Annotated in this window: 29 protein-coding genes and 1 pseudogene; 17 read left to right on the forward strand and 13 right to left on the reverse strand. The window is 45.6% G+C overall.

Annotated elements, in window-relative coordinates:
* The 7 genes and pseudogenes from ACK5NH_RS06970 to ACK5NH_RS07000 all read right to left on the reverse strand — a co-directional run.
* A pseudogene (locus ACK5NH_RS06970) lies at positions 1–469 on the reverse strand (topoisomerase DNA-binding C4 zinc finger domain-containing protein); the annotation flags it as partial.
* A 247-nt stretch (positions 470–716) separates the two neighbouring features.
* Positions 717–1,673, reverse strand: a complete 957-nt coding sequence (locus tag ACK5NH_RS06975; RefSeq protein WP_416918662.1) for a tyrosine-type recombinase/integrase — start codon at positions 1,671–1,673, stop codon at positions 717–719.
* 35 nt (positions 1,674–1,708) lie between these two features.
* Complete coding sequence (locus ACK5NH_RS06980) at positions 1,709–2,449, reverse strand: hypothetical protein (RefSeq protein WP_416918664.1); 741 nt, start codon at positions 2,447–2,449, stop codon at positions 1,709–1,711.
* A 364-nt stretch (positions 2,450–2,813) separates the two neighbouring features.
* Positions 2,814–3,290, reverse strand: coding sequence for a hypothetical protein (locus tag ACK5NH_RS06985; protein WP_416918666.1), 477 nt, complete (start codon positions 3,288–3,290; stop codon positions 2,814–2,816).
* A gap of 168 nt (positions 3,291–3,458) precedes the next feature.
* Positions 3,459–3,719: a hypothetical protein gene (locus ACK5NH_RS06990; protein WP_416918668.1), complete on the reverse strand. Its 261-nt coding sequence runs from the start codon at positions 3,717–3,719 to the stop codon at positions 3,459–3,461.
* Positions 3,712–3,966: a hypothetical protein gene (locus ACK5NH_RS06995; protein WP_416918670.1), complete on the reverse strand. Its 255-nt coding sequence runs from the start codon at positions 3,964–3,966 to the stop codon at positions 3,712–3,714. The genes ACK5NH_RS06990 and ACK5NH_RS06995 overlap by 8 nt, the downstream gene beginning before the upstream one ends.
* A 40-nt stretch (positions 3,967–4,006) precedes the next feature.
* Complete coding sequence (locus tag ACK5NH_RS07000; protein WP_416918672.1) at positions 4,007–4,705, reverse strand: helix-turn-helix domain-containing protein; 699 nt, start codon at positions 4,703–4,705, stop codon at positions 4,007–4,009.
* A gap of 258 nt (positions 4,706–4,963) precedes the next feature.
* Between ACK5NH_RS07000 and ACK5NH_RS07005 the strand changes: the two genes are divergently transcribed.
* From ACK5NH_RS07005 to ACK5NH_RS07015, 3 genes are read left to right on the forward strand one after another with little or no spacing between them, the layout of a single operon-like run.
* Entirely contained in the window at positions 4,964–5,215 is a 252-nt protein-coding gene (locus ACK5NH_RS07005; protein WP_416918674.1) for a helix-turn-helix domain-containing protein, read from the forward strand.
* A gap of 10 nt (positions 5,216–5,225) precedes the next feature.
* Positions 5,226–5,510, forward strand: a complete 285-nt coding sequence (locus tag ACK5NH_RS07010) for a hypothetical protein (RefSeq protein WP_416918676.1) — start codon at positions 5,226–5,228, stop codon at positions 5,508–5,510.
* Positions 5,503–5,736 carry a hypothetical protein gene (locus ACK5NH_RS07015; RefSeq protein WP_416918678.1) on the forward strand — a complete coding sequence of 78 codons (234 nt, stop codon included), beginning with the start codon at positions 5,503–5,505 and terminating at the stop codon, positions 5,734–5,736. The genes ACK5NH_RS07010 and ACK5NH_RS07015 overlap by 8 nt, the downstream gene beginning before the upstream one ends.
* Here ACK5NH_RS07015 and ACK5NH_RS07020 read toward each other — a convergent pair.
* Positions 5,730–6,044 carry a DUF1889 family protein gene (locus ACK5NH_RS07020; RefSeq protein ID WP_416918680.1) on the reverse strand — a complete coding sequence of 105 codons (315 nt, stop codon included), beginning with the start codon at positions 6,042–6,044 and terminating at the stop codon, positions 5,730–5,732. The genes ACK5NH_RS07015 and ACK5NH_RS07020 overlap by 7 nt on opposite strands.
* Positions 6,045–6,125: 81 nt before the next feature.
* On the opposite strand from ACK5NH_RS07020, the gene ACK5NH_RS07025 reads away from it, so the two are divergent.
* The 12 genes from ACK5NH_RS07025 (at position 6,126) to ACK5NH_RS07080 (ending at position 12,636) form a co-directional block, all read left to right on the forward strand.
* Positions 6,126–6,371: a hypothetical protein gene (locus ACK5NH_RS07025; protein WP_278892141.1), complete on the forward strand. Its 246-nt coding sequence runs from the start codon at positions 6,126–6,128 to the stop codon at positions 6,369–6,371.
* Positions 6,372–6,393: 22 nt separating this feature from the next.
* Positions 6,394–6,591 carry a hypothetical protein gene (locus ACK5NH_RS07030; protein ID WP_416918682.1) on the forward strand — a complete coding sequence of 66 codons (198 nt, stop codon included), beginning with the start codon at positions 6,394–6,396 and terminating at the stop codon, positions 6,589–6,591.
* 39 nt (positions 6,592–6,630) lie between these two features.
* Positions 6,631–6,987 carry a hypothetical protein gene (locus ACK5NH_RS07035; RefSeq protein WP_416918684.1) on the forward strand — a complete coding sequence of 119 codons (357 nt, stop codon included), beginning with the start codon at positions 6,631–6,633 and terminating at the stop codon, positions 6,985–6,987.
* Between the two features lie 16 nt (positions 6,988–7,003).
* On the forward strand, positions 7,004–7,219 hold the full coding sequence (locus tag ACK5NH_RS07040) for a hypothetical protein (protein WP_416918686.1): 216 nt from the start codon (positions 7,004–7,006) through the stop codon (positions 7,217–7,219).
* 259 nt (positions 7,220–7,478) lie between these two features.
* Positions 7,479–7,724, forward strand: a complete 246-nt coding sequence (locus ACK5NH_RS07045; protein WP_416918688.1) for a hypothetical protein — start codon at positions 7,479–7,481, stop codon at positions 7,722–7,724.
* On the forward strand, positions 7,721–7,990 hold the full coding sequence (locus ACK5NH_RS07050) for a hypothetical protein (protein ID WP_416918690.1): 270 nt from the start codon (positions 7,721–7,723) through the stop codon (positions 7,988–7,990). The genes ACK5NH_RS07045 and ACK5NH_RS07050 overlap by 4 nt, the downstream gene beginning before the upstream one ends.
* Positions 7,987–8,226, forward strand: a complete 240-nt coding sequence (locus tag ACK5NH_RS07055; RefSeq protein ID WP_416918692.1) for a hypothetical protein — start codon at positions 7,987–7,989, stop codon at positions 8,224–8,226. Before ACK5NH_RS07050 ends, ACK5NH_RS07055 begins: the two co-directional genes overlap by 4 nt.
* The gene (locus ACK5NH_RS07060; protein ID WP_416918694.1) at positions 8,223–8,522 is read left to right on the forward strand and encodes a hypothetical protein; all 300 of its coding nucleotides are present in this window, start codon (positions 8,223–8,225) and stop codon (positions 8,520–8,522) included. Before ACK5NH_RS07055 ends, ACK5NH_RS07060 begins: the two co-directional genes overlap by 4 nt.
* An 86-nt stretch (positions 8,523–8,608) precedes the next feature.
* Positions 8,609–9,823: an exonuclease domain-containing protein gene (locus ACK5NH_RS07065; protein WP_416918696.1), complete on the forward strand. Its 1,215-nt coding sequence runs from the start codon at positions 8,609–8,611 to the stop codon at positions 9,821–9,823.
* The gene (locus tag ACK5NH_RS07070; protein ID WP_374927484.1) at positions 9,823–10,104 is read left to right on the forward strand and encodes a hypothetical protein; all 282 of its coding nucleotides are present in this window, start codon (positions 9,823–9,825) and stop codon (positions 10,102–10,104) included. Before ACK5NH_RS07065 ends, ACK5NH_RS07070 begins: the two co-directional genes overlap by 1 nt.
* A 19-nt stretch (positions 10,105–10,123) precedes the next feature.
* Positions 10,124–12,409, forward strand: a complete 2,286-nt coding sequence (locus ACK5NH_RS07075; RefSeq protein WP_416918698.1) for a replication endonuclease — start codon at positions 10,124–10,126, stop codon at positions 12,407–12,409.
* On the forward strand, positions 12,406–12,636 hold the full coding sequence (locus tag ACK5NH_RS07080) for a PapB/FocB family fimbrial expression transcriptional regulator (protein WP_416918700.1): 231 nt from the start codon (positions 12,406–12,408) through the stop codon (positions 12,634–12,636). Before ACK5NH_RS07075 ends, ACK5NH_RS07080 begins: the two co-directional genes overlap by 4 nt.
* A gap of 68 nt (positions 12,637–12,704) precedes the next feature.
* On the opposite strand, the gene ACK5NH_RS07085 is transcribed toward ACK5NH_RS07080, so the two are convergent.
* The 5 genes from ACK5NH_RS07085 to ACK5NH_RS07105 all read right to left on the reverse strand — a co-directional run bounded on the left by ACK5NH_RS07085 (position 12,705) and on the right by ACK5NH_RS07105 (position 18,341).
* Positions 12,705–13,400, reverse strand: a complete 696-nt coding sequence (locus ACK5NH_RS07085) for a hypothetical protein (RefSeq protein ID WP_416918702.1) — start codon at positions 13,398–13,400, stop codon at positions 12,705–12,707.
* Positions 13,375–14,367, reverse strand: a complete 993-nt coding sequence (locus ACK5NH_RS07090) for a hypothetical protein (protein WP_416918704.1) — start codon at positions 14,365–14,367, stop codon at positions 13,375–13,377. Before ACK5NH_RS07090 ends, ACK5NH_RS07085 begins: the two co-directional genes overlap by 26 nt.
* Before the next feature lie 138 nt (positions 14,368–14,505).
* The gene (locus tag ACK5NH_RS07095) at positions 14,506–15,078 is read right to left on the reverse strand and encodes a hypothetical protein (protein ID WP_416918706.1); all 573 of its coding nucleotides are present in this window, start codon (positions 15,076–15,078) and stop codon (positions 14,506–14,508) included.
* A gap of 459 nt (positions 15,079–15,537) precedes the next feature.
* Complete coding sequence (locus ACK5NH_RS07100; RefSeq protein WP_416918708.1) at positions 15,538–16,584, reverse strand: phage portal protein; 1,047 nt, start codon at positions 16,582–16,584, stop codon at positions 15,538–15,540.
* A complete protein-coding gene (locus ACK5NH_RS07105) occupies positions 16,584–18,341 on the reverse strand; it encodes a terminase ATPase subunit family protein (protein ID WP_416918710.1) in 1,758 nt (585 codons plus the stop codon). Before ACK5NH_RS07105 ends, ACK5NH_RS07100 begins: the two co-directional genes overlap by 1 nt.
* Positions 18,342–18,493: 152 nt before the next feature.
* Here ACK5NH_RS07105 and ACK5NH_RS07110 point away from each other — a divergent pair, with 152 nt between their 5' ends.
* The gene (locus ACK5NH_RS07110) at positions 18,494–19,303 is read left to right on the forward strand and encodes a GPO family capsid scaffolding protein (RefSeq protein ID WP_416918712.1); all 810 of its coding nucleotides are present in this window, start codon (positions 18,494–18,496) and stop codon (positions 19,301–19,303) included.
* A gap of 9 nt (positions 19,304–19,312) precedes the next feature.
* Positions 19,313–20,317 (forward strand): phage major capsid protein, P2 family, encoded by a 1,005-nt coding sequence (locus ACK5NH_RS07115; RefSeq protein WP_416918714.1) that lies wholly within the window; start codon positions 19,313–19,315, stop codon positions 20,315–20,317.
* The last annotated feature ends 2 nt before the right edge of the window (positions 20,318–20,319 follow it).

Genomic DNA, 20,319 nt, shown 5'->3' on the forward strand with positions numbered 1-20,319 from the left:
TCGGGCAAGTTTCGGCAACGGGAGGATAATTCACGATGAATTTGCATTTGGGATACGCACTGCAAGCATAAAAACTCTTACCAAAACGGCTGGTGCGATGCTCAAGCTTACCGGTTTTGCATTCGGGACATGCCACCTCAGGTTTACCGCTCTCCTGATCTGGCCTTTCTATGTGGGTACAACTGGGATATAGAGTGCAACCGATAAAGATACCAAAACGCCCCGATTTGACCGCTAACTCATGGCCACATTCATGACACTAGGAACCTTCAAACACTTGTGTTTCAATCGATTCATGCTGCACTAAGGGACGGGTATATTGGCAGGTGGGATAGTTGTTACAACCAATAAAACTCCCATGTTTGCTATGTTTTACCGACAACTCGCTGCCACACTCAGGGCATAGCTCAAATTCTTTTTCCAGTGCGTGCTCATGGGCACTAAATAGTTGTTCATCGATCTTAGACATAATCATTACCACCAGTCATTGCGTCTAATCCGCAGATAACTCACCACACAGGTATTAACAAGCTTATGGCATCAAAAAAGGAGGGCTAGCCTCTTATTACACCATTTAGCGTATAAAACATAAATACATGATTTTAGACAACTTATGCTTTTATAACAGCGAGTTAATTCATTTTATCGCAAACAACAAAACCAATCTAAATCAAAGCAAATCAAACTAACAAAAACCAATGTGGGCATTTTGTGGATCATGCCAACGGATTAAAGCGCGTTGCTTCGAATAAGTGGTCAGGTGCCAAATGGGCATAGCGCATAGTCATTTGAATCGAACCATGCCCCAGAATTTTTTGCAATGTGAGGATATTGCCACCGTTCATCACAAAGTGCGATGCAAACGTGTGGCGCAATACGTGACTTGCTTGACTCTTGGGTAGCTCAATACCTGAGGATTTTAACACAGCTAGAAACGGCTTGTAGCAATCAGCAAACAAACGGCCATTGCCACTGGGTAGTTCTGCGCGCAGCTCGCGAGTGATCGGAACAGTGCGATTTTTGCCATTCTTGGTATCTATAAAATTAATACGGTCTTTTAGCACCTGTGAGCTGGTAAGGTTCTGCGCCTCACTCCAGCGCGCTCCCGTGCTCAGGCAGATTTTTACAATCAGCAACATATCACCAGAGAGCAAACTGAGCAGATGTTCAATTTGCGGCTTAGTCAAAAATGTCATGTCTCTGGCAGGAGTTTTAACTAGCGATACCGATTTGAGGGGATGCTCACTAGGGTATTCGCCTGCTGCAATGAGCACGCTGTATAAAGAGTGCAGGCGCTCAAACTCCAGATTGGCGGTTTTAGGGGTAATTTTATCTAACCGCCGCGCCCGATAGTTTAAATAAAAGTTGGTGTTAACTTGCTGGCTTTGCGGGTTACCCATCAGCTTACAAGTGGCAATTAACTTTTTACGGGTGTTCTCACCCTCTTTTAAGTTTTTGCCATGCAAATGAAACCAGCGCTCAATTAGCTCCAATAATGGGCGCCTATCGATAGGCGCATCTAGCCATTCTTTATTATGGTGCTGCGACAATATGTATTTTTCATACTTCGCAGCTTCGGTCTTGGTCTCAAACGTGCGTCGATAACGTTTACCATTGCGGCCGGAAGGGCGAACATCAACACGATAGCCGCTATCAACTTTAGTAATGCTCATTTAAAACCTTAACCTATTGGTGCAATTAGTCACGACTACTGAGCTATATCATCACGCTCAACCCAAGGAAGGGTGATCTTATCTGGAGTGGTATCAAACTTTTTAGCAAGAAATTCTTTTAGACGATCTTCATCTACGTAGCCATCTGGCATAAATTTTTCACGATTATCAATCCACGCCTTCCAAACCGCCATTTGTGTATCTGTTAGCTGTGTAGCTGAGGCGCTAACCTCCCATTTTTTACCAGTACAATCCTTACCAGTAACACCGCAGCCGTCAGGCGCATATGTGACAATCGCTAATACATTGCCAAAGCCAGCCGTAAATTCAGCTGCTTCAAGGAATATATGGGTAAAATCGGCACCTGTTTTTTCTTGAAGATCTTTAGCCGCAGCCTTTGCTGTTTCAGCCCTATCTAATTGTGTTAAGGCAGTCGGAGCAACAATGCGCCAGCGTAGACGTTCTCTACCAGGCATGCTGGTATTTTCCTCTGCAATAACTTGATACTCATGTGCAACAGGTTTGGTAATTGCTGGGGCTTGCTCGATTGGCGCTTTCACCTCTGGCTTTTGTTCTGCTTGAACTGTTGATGTATCTGGAGAAGATTCAACAGGGTTCATAAAAACAGCAAAGAGGAATAAGAAGGCGATGGCGCCAAGGCCATAGAATTTAAAAACTTGCCCGCGAGTTGCTTTGCCTGCCCAAGAGGGTTTAAGAAACCCAATCACACAAATAGTTGATGACGCTAAAAACAATAATGCTAGAACGGTATCCATTCGTTTAATTCCTTTAACTGCATGTAAATAATACGGGTTGCTTACGAGGCTATTGCATTACTCACTTAAGCGGTAAGCGCCCGCCACAAGCTCCGCAGCACTGTTTTTGTAGATGTGGATTTTTACGTAGAACTAAATCATAAGCAACCAAAAGCAACCCAATTAAAGGGAATTTGTGTTGACCTATGGAACCATTTTTACTATAGTGATGGCGTTGATACAGACCGGAACCACGGCTATTACGTGGGGTATCGATGTCGGTTAACGTGAGTTAACCCCTAGTCTGAGAACAGGATAATCAAAGACCAGACCGATAAAGTTTAAATAAAAAAGCACCATAGGGTGCTTTTTTATTGTCTTAAATTCACTTAATCTTCAACTCGTTCATTTTAGCATGTGCGATAAAATCCCACTTATATCTCTTACCTCTGGGTAAATTCCCCCAACGATCTTTAATGTAAGCAGACACTACATGGCATTTCAATGTGTGTTGATCGGCTTTTCGTAACTCAAAAAACACTGTGTAATCATGTATATCTAAATAATAAAACTGCTCTTTGTGTTTATTTGCTAAAAAAAGCACCACATAAGCGTCAGTCATTTTCGTTTCGATAAGCTGCCGTAATTGAAAACTAGCATCATATCTATCAATACAAAAATAGCGTTCCTCATATTTGTATCTTATTAGGTCGCCATCAGCCTTTTCATCCGTGAACACATGAAAGCCATAAGTCACTCTCACAGTGATGGCCAAATCATTGCGCTGGTATCTGAACTCGTGCGGGTGAATGTGGGAAAGATCGTAACGGTTCCCTTTGCTTTGCACTGCCTGCCAGTGCATTACAGCGCCTTACCTGTAAACACGACTTTGCCGACGATGGTGCAATTACCATTGATCTCGACAAATTTATTCGGCCAGTCGGGGTTTAAGGCTTTAAGGTATTTTTTTATTGCCATCGATGATGAGCTATTTAAAGGTGACTTAAATTTCATTTCATAGGGGGTAATGTCAAAGATACTTAATGACACCGATAATTAATCCAGTGCATGTCAGTACCGTTCCGAAAAGCCATAGCTTTAGGCTTATAAATTCTAGCTTGAGATCTGACAGTGATTTTTTCACATCTTTCATATCAGTTTTAATTTCACCGATATCGCGTTTGATGTATTCAACATCGGATTCAAGCCTTGCGATTCTTTCTTCCATACCGCCACCGCCCCCTGAATGCTTAGATTTTGTGTCAAAATTAACGTGATGGATATTACTCATTATCGGGTAACTCCTTGGCTGAGTCTAAGATATTTTTGACATACTGGCCGTGAAAATCCATCACATAACCACATCTGCCACACAAGATACGAATACGCTCATCAGTGGGTTGATTATAAGGTACGCCCCAACCTGCATCGTTATGGCATATAGGACAGATAAGACCGCGCTGGAACTGCGACTCTAACGCTATATGGAAGCGGAAAAGATTGTCGCTAACCCATTCGTCTTTTGTTTGTTTACTCATAAAAACATCCTTATTAAAAACCACCAACACATGAGGCGACTTATTGCTTTACTGGCTGTTCTTTAGCGCGGTAACGCAGTGGGTTAATGCGCTGGATGCGGCCTAAGGCGAGCATGGCCTCGCCAATAATCTCAACTTGATTTAAGTCTTCACCTTTAATGGTGAAGCTACGGTAAAAATCGTTATCACTGTCAACCTGTAGGTAGGCTTCAAACTTGTTGAACTGGATGCGCTTAATAAACAGTTCGCCACCAATGCGCAACACATAAACCCCTTCAAGCACTAACAGCGGAGGCTTGATGCGTTTGACCATAATAATGTCGCCTTCAAATAATGCCGGCTCCATCGAGTCACCTTTAACCGCAATCGCAAATAACTCCGTCGGCGGCACGCCAAAGTTAAGCAAAATTTGCGGGGAGATATTAATACCGTGGGGTGAATATTCGCCTTCGCTCGGGATCAACCCTGAGCCAGCAGAGGCGTAAATCTCATAATAGGGGATGCTAATCGGGACTTCTTCTGAAAGAGGTTCGTTAGACGTTTGACCTTGCTGTAAAAAATTTCTAGTTTTTTCAGGAAGAGACTTGATGCTGTACTCAAATGTTACTCCTTTAACACCATCTACTTGTCTTTTTTCCCAGTTTTCTAAAGATGCTTTTCTACTAACGCTTGAAAGCGACTTTGGCATTCCTTCAATCCCAGCCAAATCTTTTGCTAAAAACCACTCTTTTGATGACATTTAAGTTCCTCTTGTCATGTCAAATTACATTTTTTACTTATCGACTATCAGATAAGTCATATCTCAATACAAAAAAACACAAGCCCACCAAGTGCCACGTCAACACAACAAATAAAAACCAAATTAATCAAGCACATAAAAATATTAAATAAATTATTTGATTTCATGTGTTGACACGAGGTGTATTCAAAAGCATTATTTATGTCATCAAATGTATTTACAGCAAGACATTACAACTTAATGTAAGAGGGTACACCAATGAAAGCGAAAAAAACAGCAGAAACAGCTGATTGGCATCGTGCTGATATTAAAGCTGAGCTCGAAAAACGCGGCTTAAGCCTTAACCAGTTAGCGGCTGAGGCGCAGTTAAAAGCGGGCACGTTAAACAACGTCTTTCGCGTTAAGTATCCAAAAGCTGAGCGCATTGTGGCCGAGGCGATAGGGGTAGCCCCTGAAGTGATTTGGCCTAGCCGCTACCCGCAAACCACAACTGAACGACTAGGGGCGTAAGGAAAAGATGATGGAAACACAAACGCAAGCGGCGATTGATGATGCAGCCGCGCAAATATCCCCCGAGCAAGCGGCGTGGGATGAGGAAGAGTTCCGTGGTCGCCAATGGTTGTTGCGCCTTGCGGGTAGCCCGTTACAGCAACAGGTTTGCCGTGCGGCATCGGATTATTACTACGCGGTACAAGACCCTGAATTTGCTGAAATGTACGGCGGGGTTGAGCGGTTTAAGCGTGAAATGTTTGCGCTAGTTGACCAGTGGTACAGCGCATTAAATGAGGAGGCGCTCAATGAGTAAATCACCTGCGGATGCGGACTATGTTGAGGATGTGGCAGAGCGTACTGCCGCGTTAAGAGCCGTGCACCACCCACTAGACACGATGATTTGTTTTGCAGTGTCTGATTTTAAAGCCGCAACAGAGCACCCACAGGGAGAGTTTGTCCGCTTTTACGGTGGGATTGCAGGGTTTGAGCAGCAGTTATTTTTGCTGCTCGATGTGTGGCGCAGCGGAGCACGTTACTGATGTTCGGCAATCACTTGGTTAACCGTCGGTTCGCCCCAGTTACGCGGGGGCTTAATGACGACACGCTTGCCAGCACCAATGTGAGCCGCCAGTTGAGCCAGCGTTCTAGCGTGTTCACTAGGCCAGCCGTCAACAAGGGCAAGGCTATAAATGTGATGTTCATGCAAAGCAAAACCTTTTTTATGCAGGGCTTTAAACAGTTCTTTGGCTCTGACGGTATCAACGCTGTGGCTTATTCCAGCGTCTTTATTGGTGATTATTTTAAACAGTTTTTCAACACAGGCTTCGACGATGGGATCAGTTGACATGGGCACTCCAAGGTTACGGTTTTATCAAGGCGTTACCACCGATTGTTACAAGCAGCGGTTGTTTATACAAGGGAATTAGCAATGACACCTATCACCATTGGCGCGGACTTTGTGCCATTTCTTTCACCAGAGCGTTATGCCGAGCGGATGGGCGTGGAGTTATCCACGGTTAAAAGCTTGATGGATAACGGCTTATTACCTGTGTATCAGCCCGTTGCCCGCGGTAATCGCTATATCAACATGATTGGCGCGATAAAGCTGGCCGACGAAGTGTACGAAACCCAAAAGCGTACCGCCCCTTGGGCAACGCTTAACGGCATTCGCTAGGCCTATTTGTAAGGAGAGTGCAATGAGTTATCGGCAAATAGAGGGCACCACGATTGAAGTGCCAGATTGGGTACAAGTACCGGCTTTCGCAGAGTTCAGTGAAGCCAAGCTGGCTAAGAGCCGCCTCGCGATTGCGTATATACGCAACAAGTATTTTGGGAGTGACGTAAAAGCAAGACCAACCAGAGCCGCAGAAAAAACAAAGCCACAACCGCTGTAACGGTTATGGCTTCCATCATTCGGAGAGAGGATCCCGCAAATGACTAAATCAAGCATAGCAGTAACTTTTACCCCTGTTCAAGTTCCTACCCCAATTTTGTCAGCGCTGACTACTGCGCAGGAGGCTAATGCCTTTATGAACCAATTCAATTTCGACCTAAAAAACCATTATCACGTCAGCATGCGCCGGCTAATGGTGGATGTGCATACCCGCCATGGTGATGCATTGGCGGATGCTAACCCCATCAGTGCCGCGCGTTATCGCGGTATGGCCCAAGGGCTTGAGCGCGTGGCGCTACAAGTGTTGAACGATTCAGTGCTTTACCACGCCTGTAGCGAGTTGGTTGATGAACTTGAGCGGCTGCATGAAGACATGATGGCCGAGCCAGAGCACTAGAGCAGGGAGGTGACCAATGAAAATTTTAAAGCTGACAGAAGCGGAGCTGGTTGCACTGAATCAATTCAATAGCACAGCCGTGATTATTGGCATGTACGACTTGTTGGATGAGTTAATTCAGTCTCTTGAAGATGAGAGCGCATCAGAGATTTACGAGGAACTAAAGCAGCGACTTGACGAGGTTAATCGACACGCGAGAAGCCAATTTAGCATTGAGCAGGTGGAAGCATGAGCCTTTTTGAGCCTAAGTTCGACTTAAATAATCCACAGCATTTACAGCTACGGTCGCTAATGGCGGAACTGTTCGCAAATCACGCCGGAGCCATAAGCCAAAAAGCATATCGGGTGGCTGAGCACTATGAGGCACAAGCAATAGGCATCTCGAGGGCGGCTGCTCGTTTAACAGATGGATGTGATTGCATGCACCTCGCAAGTGAACTTGCTTTTTCAATGATGGCACTCTCTCGCGCCGCAATGGCGAGGGAGGTTGCATGATCACCTTTACCACCAAACACGGCACTGTGGTGCTTAAGCATGTCCCGCAAAGTGTATTTCATCCTGAGCATATTGAGTTGGCATATACCCCAAGTGATAGCCAAGGATGGGGCGTAACTAAAACATTTACCTGTGCAGAACTGAGTGATTTTACTCAGCAAGATGCGGAGGTGTTTGCGCTGAATGCAGAGCAAAGGCTGCGTGTGCCAGCTGGCAAAACCACAACAGGAGACAGTGTATGAGTACGTTAGCAGCCGCTGAGCGCATGTTAGCTACGGGCAAGTTTTATAGCGCGGGGATGTTAGCCGCTGAGCTTGGTATTACCGCCGTTGATGCGTCAGGCAAGTTATCCAATATCCGGACATCGAAAAAGTATCAGTGTGTGGTGACGCCTTTGCCCAATCGCAAAGTCAAGGTGATCGCCATTAATGGCAAGTCGATTTCTAAACAATCGTTATGGGACTTGGTGTTATTTAACCGTCCATTACAAAGCGGGGTACATGCATGAGCCAGCCGCATTCAAATCAGCGCGAAATACTCGCCGAACTCGGCTATAAGCCACGCCCCGTTTTTAACGGTCGTCACCCTGCAGGTTTGCGCAGTGACGGTTTGCCTTATGCCAGCCGTAGCCAAGTAAGTGAAGCAAAGCGAGCGCAACGTGCCCGCGCACGGCGCATTGAGGACATTGAGTTAGCCAGAGAATTGGGCATCAGCCTAAATGAGTTACATGAGGGGGCGGTATGAGTACAGAAAAGTGCAACTGTTTTGATGATGTTTTGAATCGCGCTAAAGCTAAATTAAAGGAAGAGATAAAAGGCCCAATCACTGATTTTAATGTTGAGTGGATGAACTATTCCTATTTCTTTTCTGGCGACCGCTGCCCAGTCAATCCAAAGCTTGAAATCTCATATCGAGAACAGAAACGCAATGGTGAACCTAAAGCAAACCTTACCAAAAAGCAGGTCAGCATCCTATGTAGCTATTGCCCAATGTGTGGCCGAGAGCTGGAGAAAGACGGGGTGCAGAATGAGCAACTTTAAATGCCCTGTGTGCAACAAGTACAAAGTGCCTAACCCTGCCTCTTTTGCCGTGGGTGACAACGTTAAGTTTATGAGAATTAAACCGGGTGTTCGCACTACAAGCTTTCATTCTGTGTCAGGAAAAATCATTGCGCTTGATGGTGATGATGCCGTGCTGGTGCGGTCTCGCGGTAAAAACACGAGGATATTACGAACAGGCCTTACTCGTGAAGACCAACCAAGCCCTGTCACTTATCAGTTGTTTGGCGTTTGCCATTGTGGGGGCTTCATCTATGAGCAACCTTAAAAAACTTATTCAATCTGAAATCAGTGATTTTTTCGCGGGATTTTGCTCGCCAGGTGAACCAGCCTCACCAGAAGAAATGCAAACAACATTGCTGGCGAATATCGATCGCTGCTTTGCTGATTACCAGTCGGATTTAGTCAGTGCCTATGGCGATGGCTGGTATGACGGCTTTTTAGAGGCCGTAAAACGTGTAAAAGCTGACGACGAAATTGAGTGTTATTCAGAAGATGATGTTAGAGAGCTTTCTGAGGCGGCAGAGGACCAATCGCAGCTAGCTAAAAGCTTTGAAGGTACAAGCACTGAACTTAAACCTGTGTTTATTAAGCCAGAGTTTATTGGGATTGACTTGGGCAGAGCGGAAGCTGAAAGAAAACTAATTTTTTTAAAAAGTGGGGCAAAAATGAAACCAATAGGACACGGAAAAACGATGCATCAGCATATCCAAGAGCATAACCATGCAGCCCATTTTGTTGCTCAGTCGTGGATAGTCAATGATGCGCTGATCCTCGATACCGAAACCACAGGGCTTGATTGGGGCAGTGAAATTGTAGAAATCAGCATTATCGAAGCGCGTACCGGCTTAATACTGCTTAACACCCTCGTTAGACCAGTAAAGTTGGGTGGCATCCCGCCTGAGGCAACCGCCATTCATGGCATCAATAATGAAATGGTTGAAAATGCACCTTCATTTGTTGAGATCGCCGACAGCATTGTCAGCATTTTACAAGGTCGGGTGGTTGTTGCTTATAACGCCCCATTTGACTTTGACATGCTGCATTCTTCGGCAGCTTACTTCGCAAACTACGTTTTAAGTTTTACCTGTGATTTGTACTGCGCAATGCGAGTTTATGCCCAGTACAAAGGCGACTGGAACCACGGCCATGGTGATTTTAAGTGGCATTCGCTCACTAATGCCGCAAAGCAGCAGGGCATTACGCTGGAAGGAACGGCGCACCGTGCGCTGTATGACTGCCAGCTTACCCGCGAACTGATTTTAAAGATGGCGGCTGAGTAATGGCTAAAAAGTCGCACCGTTTCGCGCATTTGTTGCAGCACTTTAGGGCTAATCGGGCGGATTTATTGATCCGCCTGAGACAGTACCAAGAAGACCCTACAGAGCTAAGCCTCGCAAGATTAGCTGCGGTATTGGGCGCGCTTGAATGCCTTTACTGGCAGGCGCTTGGTTGTGACGAAGTGTTATTGGCTAAAAAGATTGCACGTACTACTGAGGCGACAGCGGCTTACACCGCTGACGCTATTGGTTGTATCACGAGCATTTTTTCAGCAAAACGCTGAGCTGGAGCCGTATTACCCAATGAGCGCGCGCACCTCTTCTCCTTTTCCTTTCAAACGGCGTTTGCAGCATTTGCCAACGCCGCTCACTGATGCTGTGCTGGATATGTTCGCGACTGCACCGCAGTGCCAAGGCGCTGCGGTGGATTTATGGGACGATGGGATTGATAGCCAGCCGACGCAACAACGTGTTGATACCGTAAGGCTGTATCAAGATATTTTTGATGCTGAGATTGAGCCTTTTACCGTTACCAAGGGCTTTACTGCAATTGCGCCACTGTCGCACCATGTGCGCAATCACGTTAAACATATCTATCAGCAGCGAGTTAACCATGGCGGCACAGTTGCAGGGATTGAGTATTTACGCGAGACCATTAAAAAATTAACCGTGGTTTGGCATCAGTATCCGTTTTGCAAAATATCGGGCATGAAGTTTGTTAAGCACTCAACGCAGGAGCTTGATGATAATGAGGATTTGGACCCTGAAAGCCGCTCATTAGTTGCGGCCTCGCCATTTAGTGCATTTAGATTATTACGGCATCGCAAATCCAAGGAACTTAAGCAGGTAGCCGCACAAATGGCTGACGCTTGTATGATGCAGGTTAAAGCGATTGCCGCTGCCGACCACAGTGACATGGCCTATTTTAACGCCTATGACGCTGCCGCCGAACTGTGCAAAACATGGCGCATCGAGCCGCCATACTGGCAAGCGGCACACATTGACCACATTAGCGAAGCGGCTGAGTGCGCAATATTGCGGATGACCTGCCCAAAATGGTGGGGCAAGAAGCTATTAAAACTGCGCGACCAGTGCTGTGAACATCTTTGTTTAGTGGTTGGCCTTGTGACCAAACAAACCCCCTTTGTCAGCGATGAGTGCTTTAGTGAGTGGCAGTCACAGCAAAAGACGGCCATGCAGTGGCTTGAAAGCACCATGATTGAAAATGATGATGGGGTGATCTTACCGCTGATTGAGGCGGCAATGGCAGGTAACGCCAACCCGACAAACCGTGTCACAGAGCTGATTGTGCGTAACCGCGGCTTAGAAGAAATCGCCGATGCCGCGGGCATGATTGCGCTGGCAGTAACGCTTACTTGCCCGAGTAAATACCATTCCAATTCGCATAAGTGGGATCTTGGCAATGCCAAGCGAGCACAGAAATACCTCGTTGATACCTTTGCCAAAATGCGATCGGCATTGGGTTATCGCAACATTCCATTTTTAGGGTTTCGTGTCGCTGAGCCGCACAAGGACTCGACGCCACACTGGCATATGGCGTGGGTAATTAAGCCTGAGCATGAAGCGGCGGTGAGAGCAATTATTACCAAGTACGCCTATCAGGTTGATGGCGATGAACCAGGTGCGGCAGAGCACAGGCTAAAGATAGAACCCATCAGGAAAGACGCGAACGGCAAAAGCGGCCTTGCTGGTTACTTTATCAAGTACTTGCTTAAAGGCATCCCCGGGGATCACATGCATGGCCAACAAGAGCTTGAACTGGAATCAGGCCAAACCATCGAGGCGGCTTCCGCCCGCGTAGCCGCATGGGCCAGTAGATATGGCATTCGCCAATACCAGTTTTATGGCGCTGAGTCGGTGCAGATATGGCGCGAATTACGCCGCTTAAAGATTGGCCCGCAATCGCCTGAGATTGAGGCAGCAAGGGCTGCGGCTTGTAGCTCGGATTGGAAAGGCTATGAAGAGGCCATGAAACACGCCCAGCTATCGCTCAATTATGACGTGACACCAGAGGGCAACCAATACGGCGAGGCCACTAAGCGCGTGCAAGGCATTAGCGGCATTGCCTTTGGTGAAAAGCGCTTGCTCATTACCCGAGGCGAGCGCTGGAAGTTGCGCAAGGCAACCGACGAAGAACAAGACGCATACAAGGCACTTAAGCAGCGCCGCAAAGAGTTATTCACAGTTAACCGCGCCATGAATGCCGAAAGCCGCCTTTCACGAAAAGAACTCAAAGAAGCTATGCCGAAGTGGAGTATGGCGCTGTTGCCTTCGGCTTTTGGCTCTCCTTGGACTTGTAGGAATAACTGTACAGACCCTATTTTGGAGGAGGTTGACAGCCGAATTATCAGGCACCTTGCGCAGGTGGGGATTACTGACCCAGTTAATATTGAGCGTTTACTGTTCGATGGTTGTCGGGTGATGGATGCCGATGGCGGGGAATGGTGGGTTGATGATGGCCAGCTGCGTAACAAGCCGTATCGATATCACGAAATTAGGGATCTTCCGCTTGATGAACTCGTCTCAGAAATGCAGTCGTGGGGGAAAACGATGGAGTATTCAGCATGAAAACACTGATTCAAGGTTGTGAAAGCGCAGAGCAGTTTGAGGTATTGCTACAGTTGACGGGCATCACCAGCGAAAATAAAAAAAATGCGCTCCGCGCTCACTTAGTTGAAGGCTTGCCAGCAAAAAGAGCTTACGCTCGCTTTCATGTTACCCAGCAGCATTTTAGCCAGGCATTAAAACTACTAAATAAAAAAGCAGACTTGGCCGTACTGTACTCGGCGCTGTAAGAGAATAAAGTCGGACAGAAATTCGACGAAGTTATTCTTATGTGCCCAGATGCTGGGACTATTACACATTAGTCGCAATAGGTTGCCCTAAATGTTCCTTGTATGTCTAATTTGGGGGTGCCAAACCATTCCGAACCAGAAAGTTTAACTTCTTTTATTCCAAAGCGTTTAATATCATCTATGGAATAATCGAACCCTTTTATATCACTGAACCCTAAGGTATATAATAGAGATAACCAGTTTGGTACCTGCGTAAGTCCACAAGTTGTAATTTGATGTTTCACCCCTATTTTTTTAAAAAAAAACTCTTCTTGTTCTCTCCATTTTTTTGCGAACTCGTTTCCTGACTTTACCAAGTCATCTATGTTTTTCTGATAAGAACTTCCGTGCCAGAGTAAAATTGAATTTTCTTGTAAGTACTTTTCCTTTGCAGCGGGGAATACATAGTTTGCACAAGATGATGCACATATATCGCCAACTTTGATGTCAATATTATGCTCGTGAACCCAAGTGCCAAGCTCTATCCCATCTAACACATCCCCACCTAACGAGTTAATTTCAATTATGGTTATTTTATTGGATTTAAATAAGGAGAAAACCAGTTCGTTTTTTTCGTGAGTAATATCTCCTGAGTAAGTCACTCGATCCTTAAATAAGAAAACCCCATCTGAGACATTACTTTCATTACCTGGGGTTACTGCGCATGCGCTTAGCAAAAAAATGCTTAACGCATATATACTACTTAATTTCAATAAATTGTTCATTAAAGTCAATTTCCTTGAACAATGAAGATATCAAATCCCTTCCTACAGTTATATCACAGTGAAACCAAGGAGTTCTATCGATAAACATTGGGATATTAACAAATTCAAAGCTAGAGTTCCCGAACTTAATCTTAAGGCTCTTTAGTATTTTCCCTCTAGATTTGAGCTCTCCATGGTTGTTGCTAGAATTTATTGTTATTGTTTCTATATTTTTAAATCTTACGTGGTGTTTTCGAAAGAACTTGAAGTTTACTGAGCTTGTTAATGAACCAGTATCAACACATGCATTTACTATGTCATTGTCAAAATCTGTTTTTGCTTTAAAAAATATTGTATCAAAGTCAAAATTCAATTTAATCTTATCTATAGATGGTGATAATTCATCAAGAATTACATGTTTGTAAGATGATGTATGTATAAGTCCAATTATATTTTTTGGGTATAAAATGTAAGGCACTCTCATTTCTGCATCGTCACAGATATCAAACTTTTCCGCATCGCCAGTTATGAAATACACTTCGGAGTTTGCTATTTTTTCAACGCAATTTCTATTTTGAGCATTAAAGATACTTCCAGTGTCAATAATAAAACCTTTAAATACAAACTCACCAATTATATTTTTTGACAGGTGAATTTTTTCTTTTTTCTCAACTCTTGTATTGTTTAAATAGTTACTTAAAGACTCCAAGCTATGTAAATCTAACCCAAGCTCGGTTAACTTTTTAGATAAATTAAGTATTTTTTCTATTTCTTTGTGAGCTGAATCATATTCTCCCATCCACATGTATGAAGAAGCAGCTATTCTTTTACAGTAATAATAATTTACATGCTTGTTGATGCTTCTACAGATAGGGCATGTGTTTATTTGGTTTAAAGATTGTTTGAAATTTCCTTCTGTAAGGCTTATGTATGATTTATATAAACAATTAGGAGCAACATCTGAAGTCAGTTGTTGCTCTCCAAACATTATACTTCTTAATATTCTGTCTTCATTAGTACTCTGGCTGGCTTGCACATAATTACTAAAAATAAATAGAAAGTTAAAAACTATAATTGTTATACGCATAATACCCTGTCCCTTTACGAGGAAAAAGGAGGGCACTATTTATTTTTCTTCATAGCAAATTGGACCATCGCAATAAGCTGTTCCTCTATAGTATGTAGAGGCAGATGCTTTGGTTACATTATTTTCTTTTGCTGCAATTGATACTGTGCCTGCTGAGTTTTTAATCAAATCAAATTTAACATCTACATAGTCAGAAATATCTATGAAGTCATAGGCCCAGTTTTTTACTGATGTAGGGTTAGAGAAATAATATTGATCACCTTGTCTGTAGACAGTGAAGCTCTTGTTACCAATTGCAGCGGAATCTTGATAGATAACAACATTGACTATGTTGTTTTTTACGCTAACAGTTGAGTCATTAACCTTCAGGGAAAATTGACTAAAATCACTTGTTGACCAATCTTCAAAGGTAAACCCCAATGATTCTGCCAACATGTTAATTGATGGCCGTAAGTGGTTCATTGCTTGTTGATACCAAACACCTTTAATTTTACAAGAGCCACCGACTCCAGACCTTTCTCCAGTTATTTGGCATTCCCAAGTACCGGAAGTGACACATGCTGTTAATGACATTGAAACTAAAGCGAGTGAAAGTATTTTTAGGCTTTTCATGTGATCCCTCAACTGTGTGGTTTTTTCCATGATATAGAATATCGGTTAACATGCTACCAGTGAACAACCCAAAAATCAACAATTGCAAAACAATATTATTACAATCATTTTTTAGACTCACGACTTCGTAGTAGAGAGATATTTGGGATGATTTTTCTTTTTATTACTCGCTCAACGTTCATTGTATGAGTTCCAATAGAGTTGCAGTTAATAGTTAGGATCTAATGTGATCGCTCAATGATCGCAATTGCGTATTTTTGCGTTTTTTGTAACTGGTTCACATCGCTGAAAGCCGCCAGAGCTGGAACGGTTTTAGATGATCGCATTATTGCGTTTTTTCCACCCGATAAAGCGGGCAGGCGTGGCGGGGGTCTGACGGCGCGCGCAGGGTTAAAAGTGTGTAGAAACTGCAGGCAATAAAAAACCGCCCGAGGGCGGTTGATGGGGATGGGCCGATAGTTACTTGGCTTCGGTTGAGACAGCAAGCTGGTATGGCTTAAAGCGGATGATCTCTTCGCCTGCCCAGTCATTGATAGACAGTAGTGACTGGCGAATGCATTCCAGCTCGTTTGCGTCGAATACCTCAGCAGCTTTACCTGCATCACCAAAGCCGCCGGTATTGTTGGGGATGATCCCCATCAGTTGCGGTGGTGTACGGTGTGCTGCTAATTGATCATCGCGGGTAACATTCTTAATCACCAAGAACTCATCATTGGCCGCAACCTCTGCTACAGGGATTAATTTGATCCCGTCCTTATTGCCACCTGGTGCATGCAAAAACAAGTTGCGGAAGTTACCCGGGCCTTTGCTGTTTCTAAGCGATTCGCGCAACTTGCTCACATCGTTCTCATTCACGGTTGAGTCAGTGAGGTACATGATAAAGCCAGCGTGATTGCCGTTTTCATAGTATCGACGTCTAAATAGCGTCGCACTCTCGTTTAGCAGAGTCGAGTTCATGCTAGCCACATAGTCAGGAATACCATAAACCTCTTGGCCTACGTCATAATCCTTTAGATGAAAGATTGATGACTCACGAAACTCCATCTCTTCGTGAAAGTTAGGTACCCACCAATACTGATTAGGTTTAATACCTACACGGGTATATTTAGCTGGCGAGGCTTGATACTTCAATGCACCACCCAAGCGATTCTTAATGACCTGCACATAGGCATTATTAAAGACCAGGTAATCGAGAACAATGGCGCTGAACTCATACAGGCTAAGCTTGGGATGCGGAATAAAGCAGCTTTTAAGAATATTGCGCTTTACCTGAATCGCGCTGGCATGGTGTACCGACGCCCGATAAATCCGGCTTAGGCCAGTCAAGGACAACGGCGGCTCGTAGTACTTGCCGTTAGACATGGCCTCAAGATAGTCGAAGATCTCCCGTTGGCTTAGCACTGGCATGGGCTCACCAAAGGTAAAGGTCTCAATTCGTTGCTCTTGCGACCCTTGCTGCACTTGCGGTTTGGCTGCCATGGTTCGAGCCTTTCTATATTTTGCCATTATTCGTAAATCTCCAAAGTCGAAGTACTCGAGCCGCTGGTATCCAATGGCTCATTGTAAAGTGCGTGCATTGCTGCCCACGCGATGTCGGCGTGGCTGATTTCTTCACTGCGAGCGGACTCATAAGTCACTTGTTTGCCGTTGGCGGTTAAGGTTTTGCGGATGCTCATAAAGGCTTGGGCGAGGTCAGTCCAGCCCGCGTCATATTCCAAGCGGCCCTTGCTGATGACGTCATAGGCTTTGATCACCATTTGGCTTTTCAGTACTGGGTTGTATTGGAATGGCGTAACCTGCGGGAAGAACTTCTTAACCAGCTGATACACAGCCTCACCAAGGCCAGTGGTATCGATACCGATAAAGGTCACGTTGTATTTAGCGCAAACATCCTGAATCGCCTTGGCCTGCGCCTCAAAGTCCATGCCGTTCCAGCGGTGTTTCTCGATGACGCGGAATTTACCGCCAGGCACTGCAGGCGGACACATCACAATGCAGCCAGCGCTATCACCTTTGCCGCCCTTATTCGGGTCGTAACCAATCCACACTTCGCGGTGGGCGAGCGGTCTTGGGGCAAAGGGTTTGTAATCAGTCCACACCTCCCAAGAGTCAACCATGCAGCGCTGCATCATCACCATCGGGAACACCGACATAGTGTCGTCGATGAACTCGCACATCAGCAGGTTTGAATACTCATCAGGGCTGTACTCTAAGTGCAGCGTATCGGGATCGAATAAATTACAGCCCTTGCGGATAGCATCATCAACAGTGACCACTTGGCGCCACTGGCCATCTTCACACTTGCGGCCTTTGGCCAATGCTTGATGACTCACATCTATCTCAATGCGATCCGCCTTAGGTCGGCCACGGTTAAATAGCGCTCCTGTCCAAAACGGATAGGCATCATGGGTAATTGATGATGGGGTGGATATATAGGTTTGGCGCCATTTGGCATGAATGGCCATACCAGAGGCGACCTTGCGAAACTCTTGGAACTTGTGGATCCAGAAGTACTCATCCAAATACAGGTTGCCATGGTAAGACTGCGCTGTTCGTGCGTTCGTCCCCAAAAAGTACAGAATGGCGCCATTATGCAGCACAATCGGGTCGCCCTTGAGTTCGATACCGGTCACATCCTTCACAAACTGAATGATGTACTGCTTAAACACATGGGCCTGCGCTTTACTGGCCGATAAAAAGATTTGGTTACGGCCAGTAACCAGTGCATCGATAATAGCCTCATGGGCAAAATAGTAAGTTGCCCCAATTTGGCGCGACTTTAAGATGTTGCGAATACGCTGGGTTAAGCCTGCGGTGTACCATTCTTTTTGGTAAGCAAACATCGAGTTTTGGAAGGCTTCAATCAGCTTTTCCAAATCCTCTTCGCTCACATAGTTCTTCACCGGCTGCTTTTTCGGTCCCGCATTGCGGTTATGCACATTCGGGTTTAAGTCGGCTTCATTGCCGCCATTCTGATAACGAGTAATGCGGGCGATGCGCTCCAGCTGCCGCCCGAGCAAATCAATCTCTTTAAAGTCTTTGCCGTCTTTATTCTCTTTGCTGATGAGCTGTAACAGACGCATTTCAAGTGCGCTGTCCACGCGGTCGATGGGTTTGGCATCTTCCCAAGCATCACGTTTTTTCCAACTCGACACGGTACTTTCGGGCAGCTGCAAATGCTGACTAATCTCGCGGACGTGCCAGCCTTGCCAAAAGAGATTCTTGGCGTATTGACGTTGATTAGTTTCGGGATTCAGTTTCATGGCGCCAGTGTAAATAGGCCAAAACCGAAAACCCTGTTGTTTAAGCGGTATCGGTTTCCTTATACCGCCCTAAGCCGTTGCAACAAAAAGCCGCGCTCTTGACCATAAAGGCAGCAGTTAACCGACCTCATACAACCCTTAAGGGCGACAAAATGGCTAAGAAATCGAAATTTTTCCGCGTATTCACCGAAGGACATACGACAGACGGCCGTGTCGTTGAGCGCCAGTGGATCAAAGACATCGTTGACACCTACAACACCGCCAAATATGGCGCCCGAATTTGGCTAGAGCACATTCGTGGTATGACGCCAGATAGTCCCTTTAGAGCCTATGGTGATGTCACCGCCGTCAAGGCCGAAGAAGTGGACGGCAAACTGACACTGTTTGCCCAAATTGATCCAACCGAAGAACTGGTGGCAATGAACAAGAACCGCCAAAAGGTTTATACCAGTGTCGAAATTGATCCCGACTTTGCCAAAACCGGCAAATGTGGGTTAGTGGGCCTAGCGGTGACAGACTCCCCTGCATCCTTAGGCACCGAAATGCTAGCGTTCTCAGCAACCTGCAAAGACAACCCGCTCACATCCCGCAAGCAGCGCCCAGAAAACCTGTTTACCTCCGCCGTTGAAGTGGAGCTTGAATTTGACGACGTCAGCGACGAGCCAGGGCTGTTCGCCAAAGTCAAAGCGTTGCTAGGTAAAAGCAAAGCCGACGCTAAAACCGACTTTGCGGACGTACATCAAGCCGTTGAAGAAATTGCCAAAACAGTTGCCGACACAGGCGAGGATTTCACCAGCAAGCTTGATAAATCTGTTAACGACTTCAATAAGTTGCAAACCGACTTCAACGAGCTCAGCAGCCAATTTAATGAGCTTAAAACGCAGCTCGAAAAAGAAGAGCCAACAGGCCAACGACGTTCGCCCGCAACCGGTGGCGACAACAACATTAAAACCGATTGCTAAGGAGCAAACATGCGCAATACCACCCGTACCCTTTACAATGGCTACTTAGCTCAGGTCGCGACGCTAAATAGTATTGAAACGGCAGAAACAAAATTCACCGTTGCCCCAAGCGTTCAGCAAACGCTTGAAACACGGATGCAAGAAAGCTCGCAGTTCTTGGGGATGATTAACGTCGTTCCAGTTACCGAAAAGTCAGGTGAAAAGTTAGGCTTAGGTGTCACAGGTACGATTGCCGGCACAACCGACACAACCCAAGGCGATCGCCAAGCTATTGACCCAACTGATTTAGATGCGCTGGGTTATGACTGTACCCAAACCAACTTTGATACAGCGTTGCGTTACAGCAAAATCGATATGTGGGCTAAGTTCCCGGACTTTCAGGCGCGCATTCGCGATGCCATTTTGAAACAACAGGCACTCGACCGCATTATGATCGGCTTTAACGGCACTAGCCGTGCGGCCACCTCTAACCGCGCAAATAACCCATTGCTGCAAGATGTAAACATCGGCTGGCTACAAAAAATTCGCCAGCATGCACCGCAGCGCCATTTAGCAGAAGTGGTTAAAGATTCAGGCAAGATCGTTATTGGCACCGATTACGCCAATCTCGATGCATTGGTGTTCGACATGGTTAACAACATGATTGACCCATGGCACCAAGATGATACTGAGCTGGTTGTAATTTGTGGCCGTAAGCTGCTGGCTGATAAGTACTTCCCGATTATCAACAAAGACAACGTCCCTACGGAAACCATGGCCGCCGACATGATCATCAGCCAAAAACGCATTGGCGGTTTAGGCGCGGTGCGTGTGCCACATTTCCCTGCTAACGGCTTGCTTGTAACTCGCTTGGATAACTTAAGTCTTTACTGGCAAGAAGGCGCCCGTCGTCGCAGCGTGATCGATAACCCTAAACGCGACCAAATTGAAAACTACGAATCATCAAACGATGCCTATGTAGTGGAAGATTATGGCTGCACAGCGTTTGCCGAAAACATCGAGATGGGGGCCTAATC

The organism is Shewanella sp. (assembly GCF_047975355.1).
Classification (GTDB): Bacteria; Pseudomonadota; Gammaproteobacteria; order Enterobacterales; family Shewanellaceae; genus Shewanella.

Coding starts and splice junctions, on each gene's coding strand:
- ACK5NH_RS06975 (WP_416918662.1), bottom strand. CDS start 1,673: ATGAGCATTACTAAAGTTGATAGCGGCTATCGTGTTGATGTTCGCCCT.
- ACK5NH_RS06980 (WP_416918664.1), bottom strand. CDS start 2,449: ATGGATACCGTTCTAGCATTATTGTTTTTAGCGTCATCAACTATTTGT.
- ACK5NH_RS06985 (WP_416918666.1), bottom strand. CDS start 3,290: ATGCACTGGCAGGCAGTGCAAAGCAAAGGGAACCGTTACGATCTTTCC.
- ACK5NH_RS06990 (WP_416918668.1), bottom strand. CDS start 3,719: ATGAGTAATATCCATCACGTTAATTTTGACACAAAATCTAAGCATTCA.
- ACK5NH_RS06995 (WP_416918670.1), bottom strand. CDS start 3,966: ATGAGTAAACAAACAAAAGACGAATGGGTTAGCGACAATCTTTTCCGC.
- ACK5NH_RS07000 (WP_416918672.1), bottom strand. CDS start 4,705: ATGTCATCAAAAGAGTGGTTTTTAGCAAAAGATTTGGCTGGGATTGAA.
- ACK5NH_RS07005 (WP_416918674.1), top strand. CDS start 4,964: ATGAAAGCGAAAAAAACAGCAGAAACAGCTGATTGGCATCGTGCTGAT.
- ACK5NH_RS07010 (WP_416918676.1), top strand. CDS start 5,226: ATGGAAACACAAACGCAAGCGGCGATTGATGATGCAGCCGCGCAAATA.
- ACK5NH_RS07015 (WP_416918678.1), top strand. CDS start 5,503: ATGAGTAAATCACCTGCGGATGCGGACTATGTTGAGGATGTGGCAGAG.
- ACK5NH_RS07020 (WP_416918680.1), bottom strand. CDS start 6,044: ATGTCAACTGATCCCATCGTCGAAGCCTGTGTTGAAAAACTGTTTAAA.
- ACK5NH_RS07025 (WP_278892141.1), top strand. CDS start 6,126: ATGACACCTATCACCATTGGCGCGGACTTTGTGCCATTTCTTTCACCA.
- ACK5NH_RS07030 (WP_416918682.1), top strand. CDS start 6,394: ATGAGTTATCGGCAAATAGAGGGCACCACGATTGAAGTGCCAGATTGG.
- ACK5NH_RS07035 (WP_416918684.1), top strand. CDS start 6,631: ATGACTAAATCAAGCATAGCAGTAACTTTTACCCCTGTTCAAGTTCCT.
- ACK5NH_RS07040 (WP_416918686.1), top strand. CDS start 7,004: ATGAAAATTTTAAAGCTGACAGAAGCGGAGCTGGTTGCACTGAATCAA.
- ACK5NH_RS07045 (WP_416918688.1), top strand. CDS start 7,479: ATGATCACCTTTACCACCAAACACGGCACTGTGGTGCTTAAGCATGTC.
- ACK5NH_RS07050 (WP_416918690.1), top strand. CDS start 7,721: ATGAGTACGTTAGCAGCCGCTGAGCGCATGTTAGCTACGGGCAAGTTT.
- ACK5NH_RS07055 (WP_416918692.1), top strand. CDS start 7,987: ATGAGCCAGCCGCATTCAAATCAGCGCGAAATACTCGCCGAACTCGGC.
- ACK5NH_RS07060 (WP_416918694.1), top strand. CDS start 8,223: ATGAGTACAGAAAAGTGCAACTGTTTTGATGATGTTTTGAATCGCGCT.
- ACK5NH_RS07070 (WP_374927484.1), top strand. CDS start 9,823: ATGGCTAAAAAGTCGCACCGTTTCGCGCATTTGTTGCAGCACTTTAGG.
- ACK5NH_RS07075 (WP_416918698.1), top strand. CDS start 10,124: ATGAGCGCGCGCACCTCTTCTCCTTTTCCTTTCAAACGGCGTTTGCAG.
- ACK5NH_RS07080 (WP_416918700.1), top strand. CDS start 12,406: ATGAAAACACTGATTCAAGGTTGTGAAAGCGCAGAGCAGTTTGAGGTA.
- ACK5NH_RS07085 (WP_416918702.1), bottom strand. CDS start 13,400: ATGAACAATTTATTGAAATTAAGTAGTATATATGCGTTAAGCATTTTT.
- ACK5NH_RS07090 (WP_416918704.1), bottom strand. CDS start 14,367: ATGTTTGGAGAGCAACAACTGACTTCAGATGTTGCTCCTAATTGTTTA.
- ACK5NH_RS07095 (WP_416918706.1), bottom strand. CDS start 15,078: ATGAAAAGCCTAAAAATACTTTCACTCGCTTTAGTTTCAATGTCATTA.
- ACK5NH_RS07100 (WP_416918708.1), bottom strand. CDS start 16,584: ATGGCAAAATATAGAAAGGCTCGAACCATGGCAGCCAAACCGCAAGTG.
- ACK5NH_RS07105 (WP_416918710.1), bottom strand. CDS start 18,341: ATGAAACTGAATCCCGAAACTAATCAACGTCAATACGCCAAGAATCTC.
- ACK5NH_RS07110 (WP_416918712.1), top strand. CDS start 18,494: ATGGCTAAGAAATCGAAATTTTTCCGCGTATTCACCGAAGGACATACG.
- ACK5NH_RS07115 (WP_416918714.1), top strand. CDS start 19,313: ATGCGCAATACCACCCGTACCCTTTACAATGGCTACTTAGCTCAGGTC.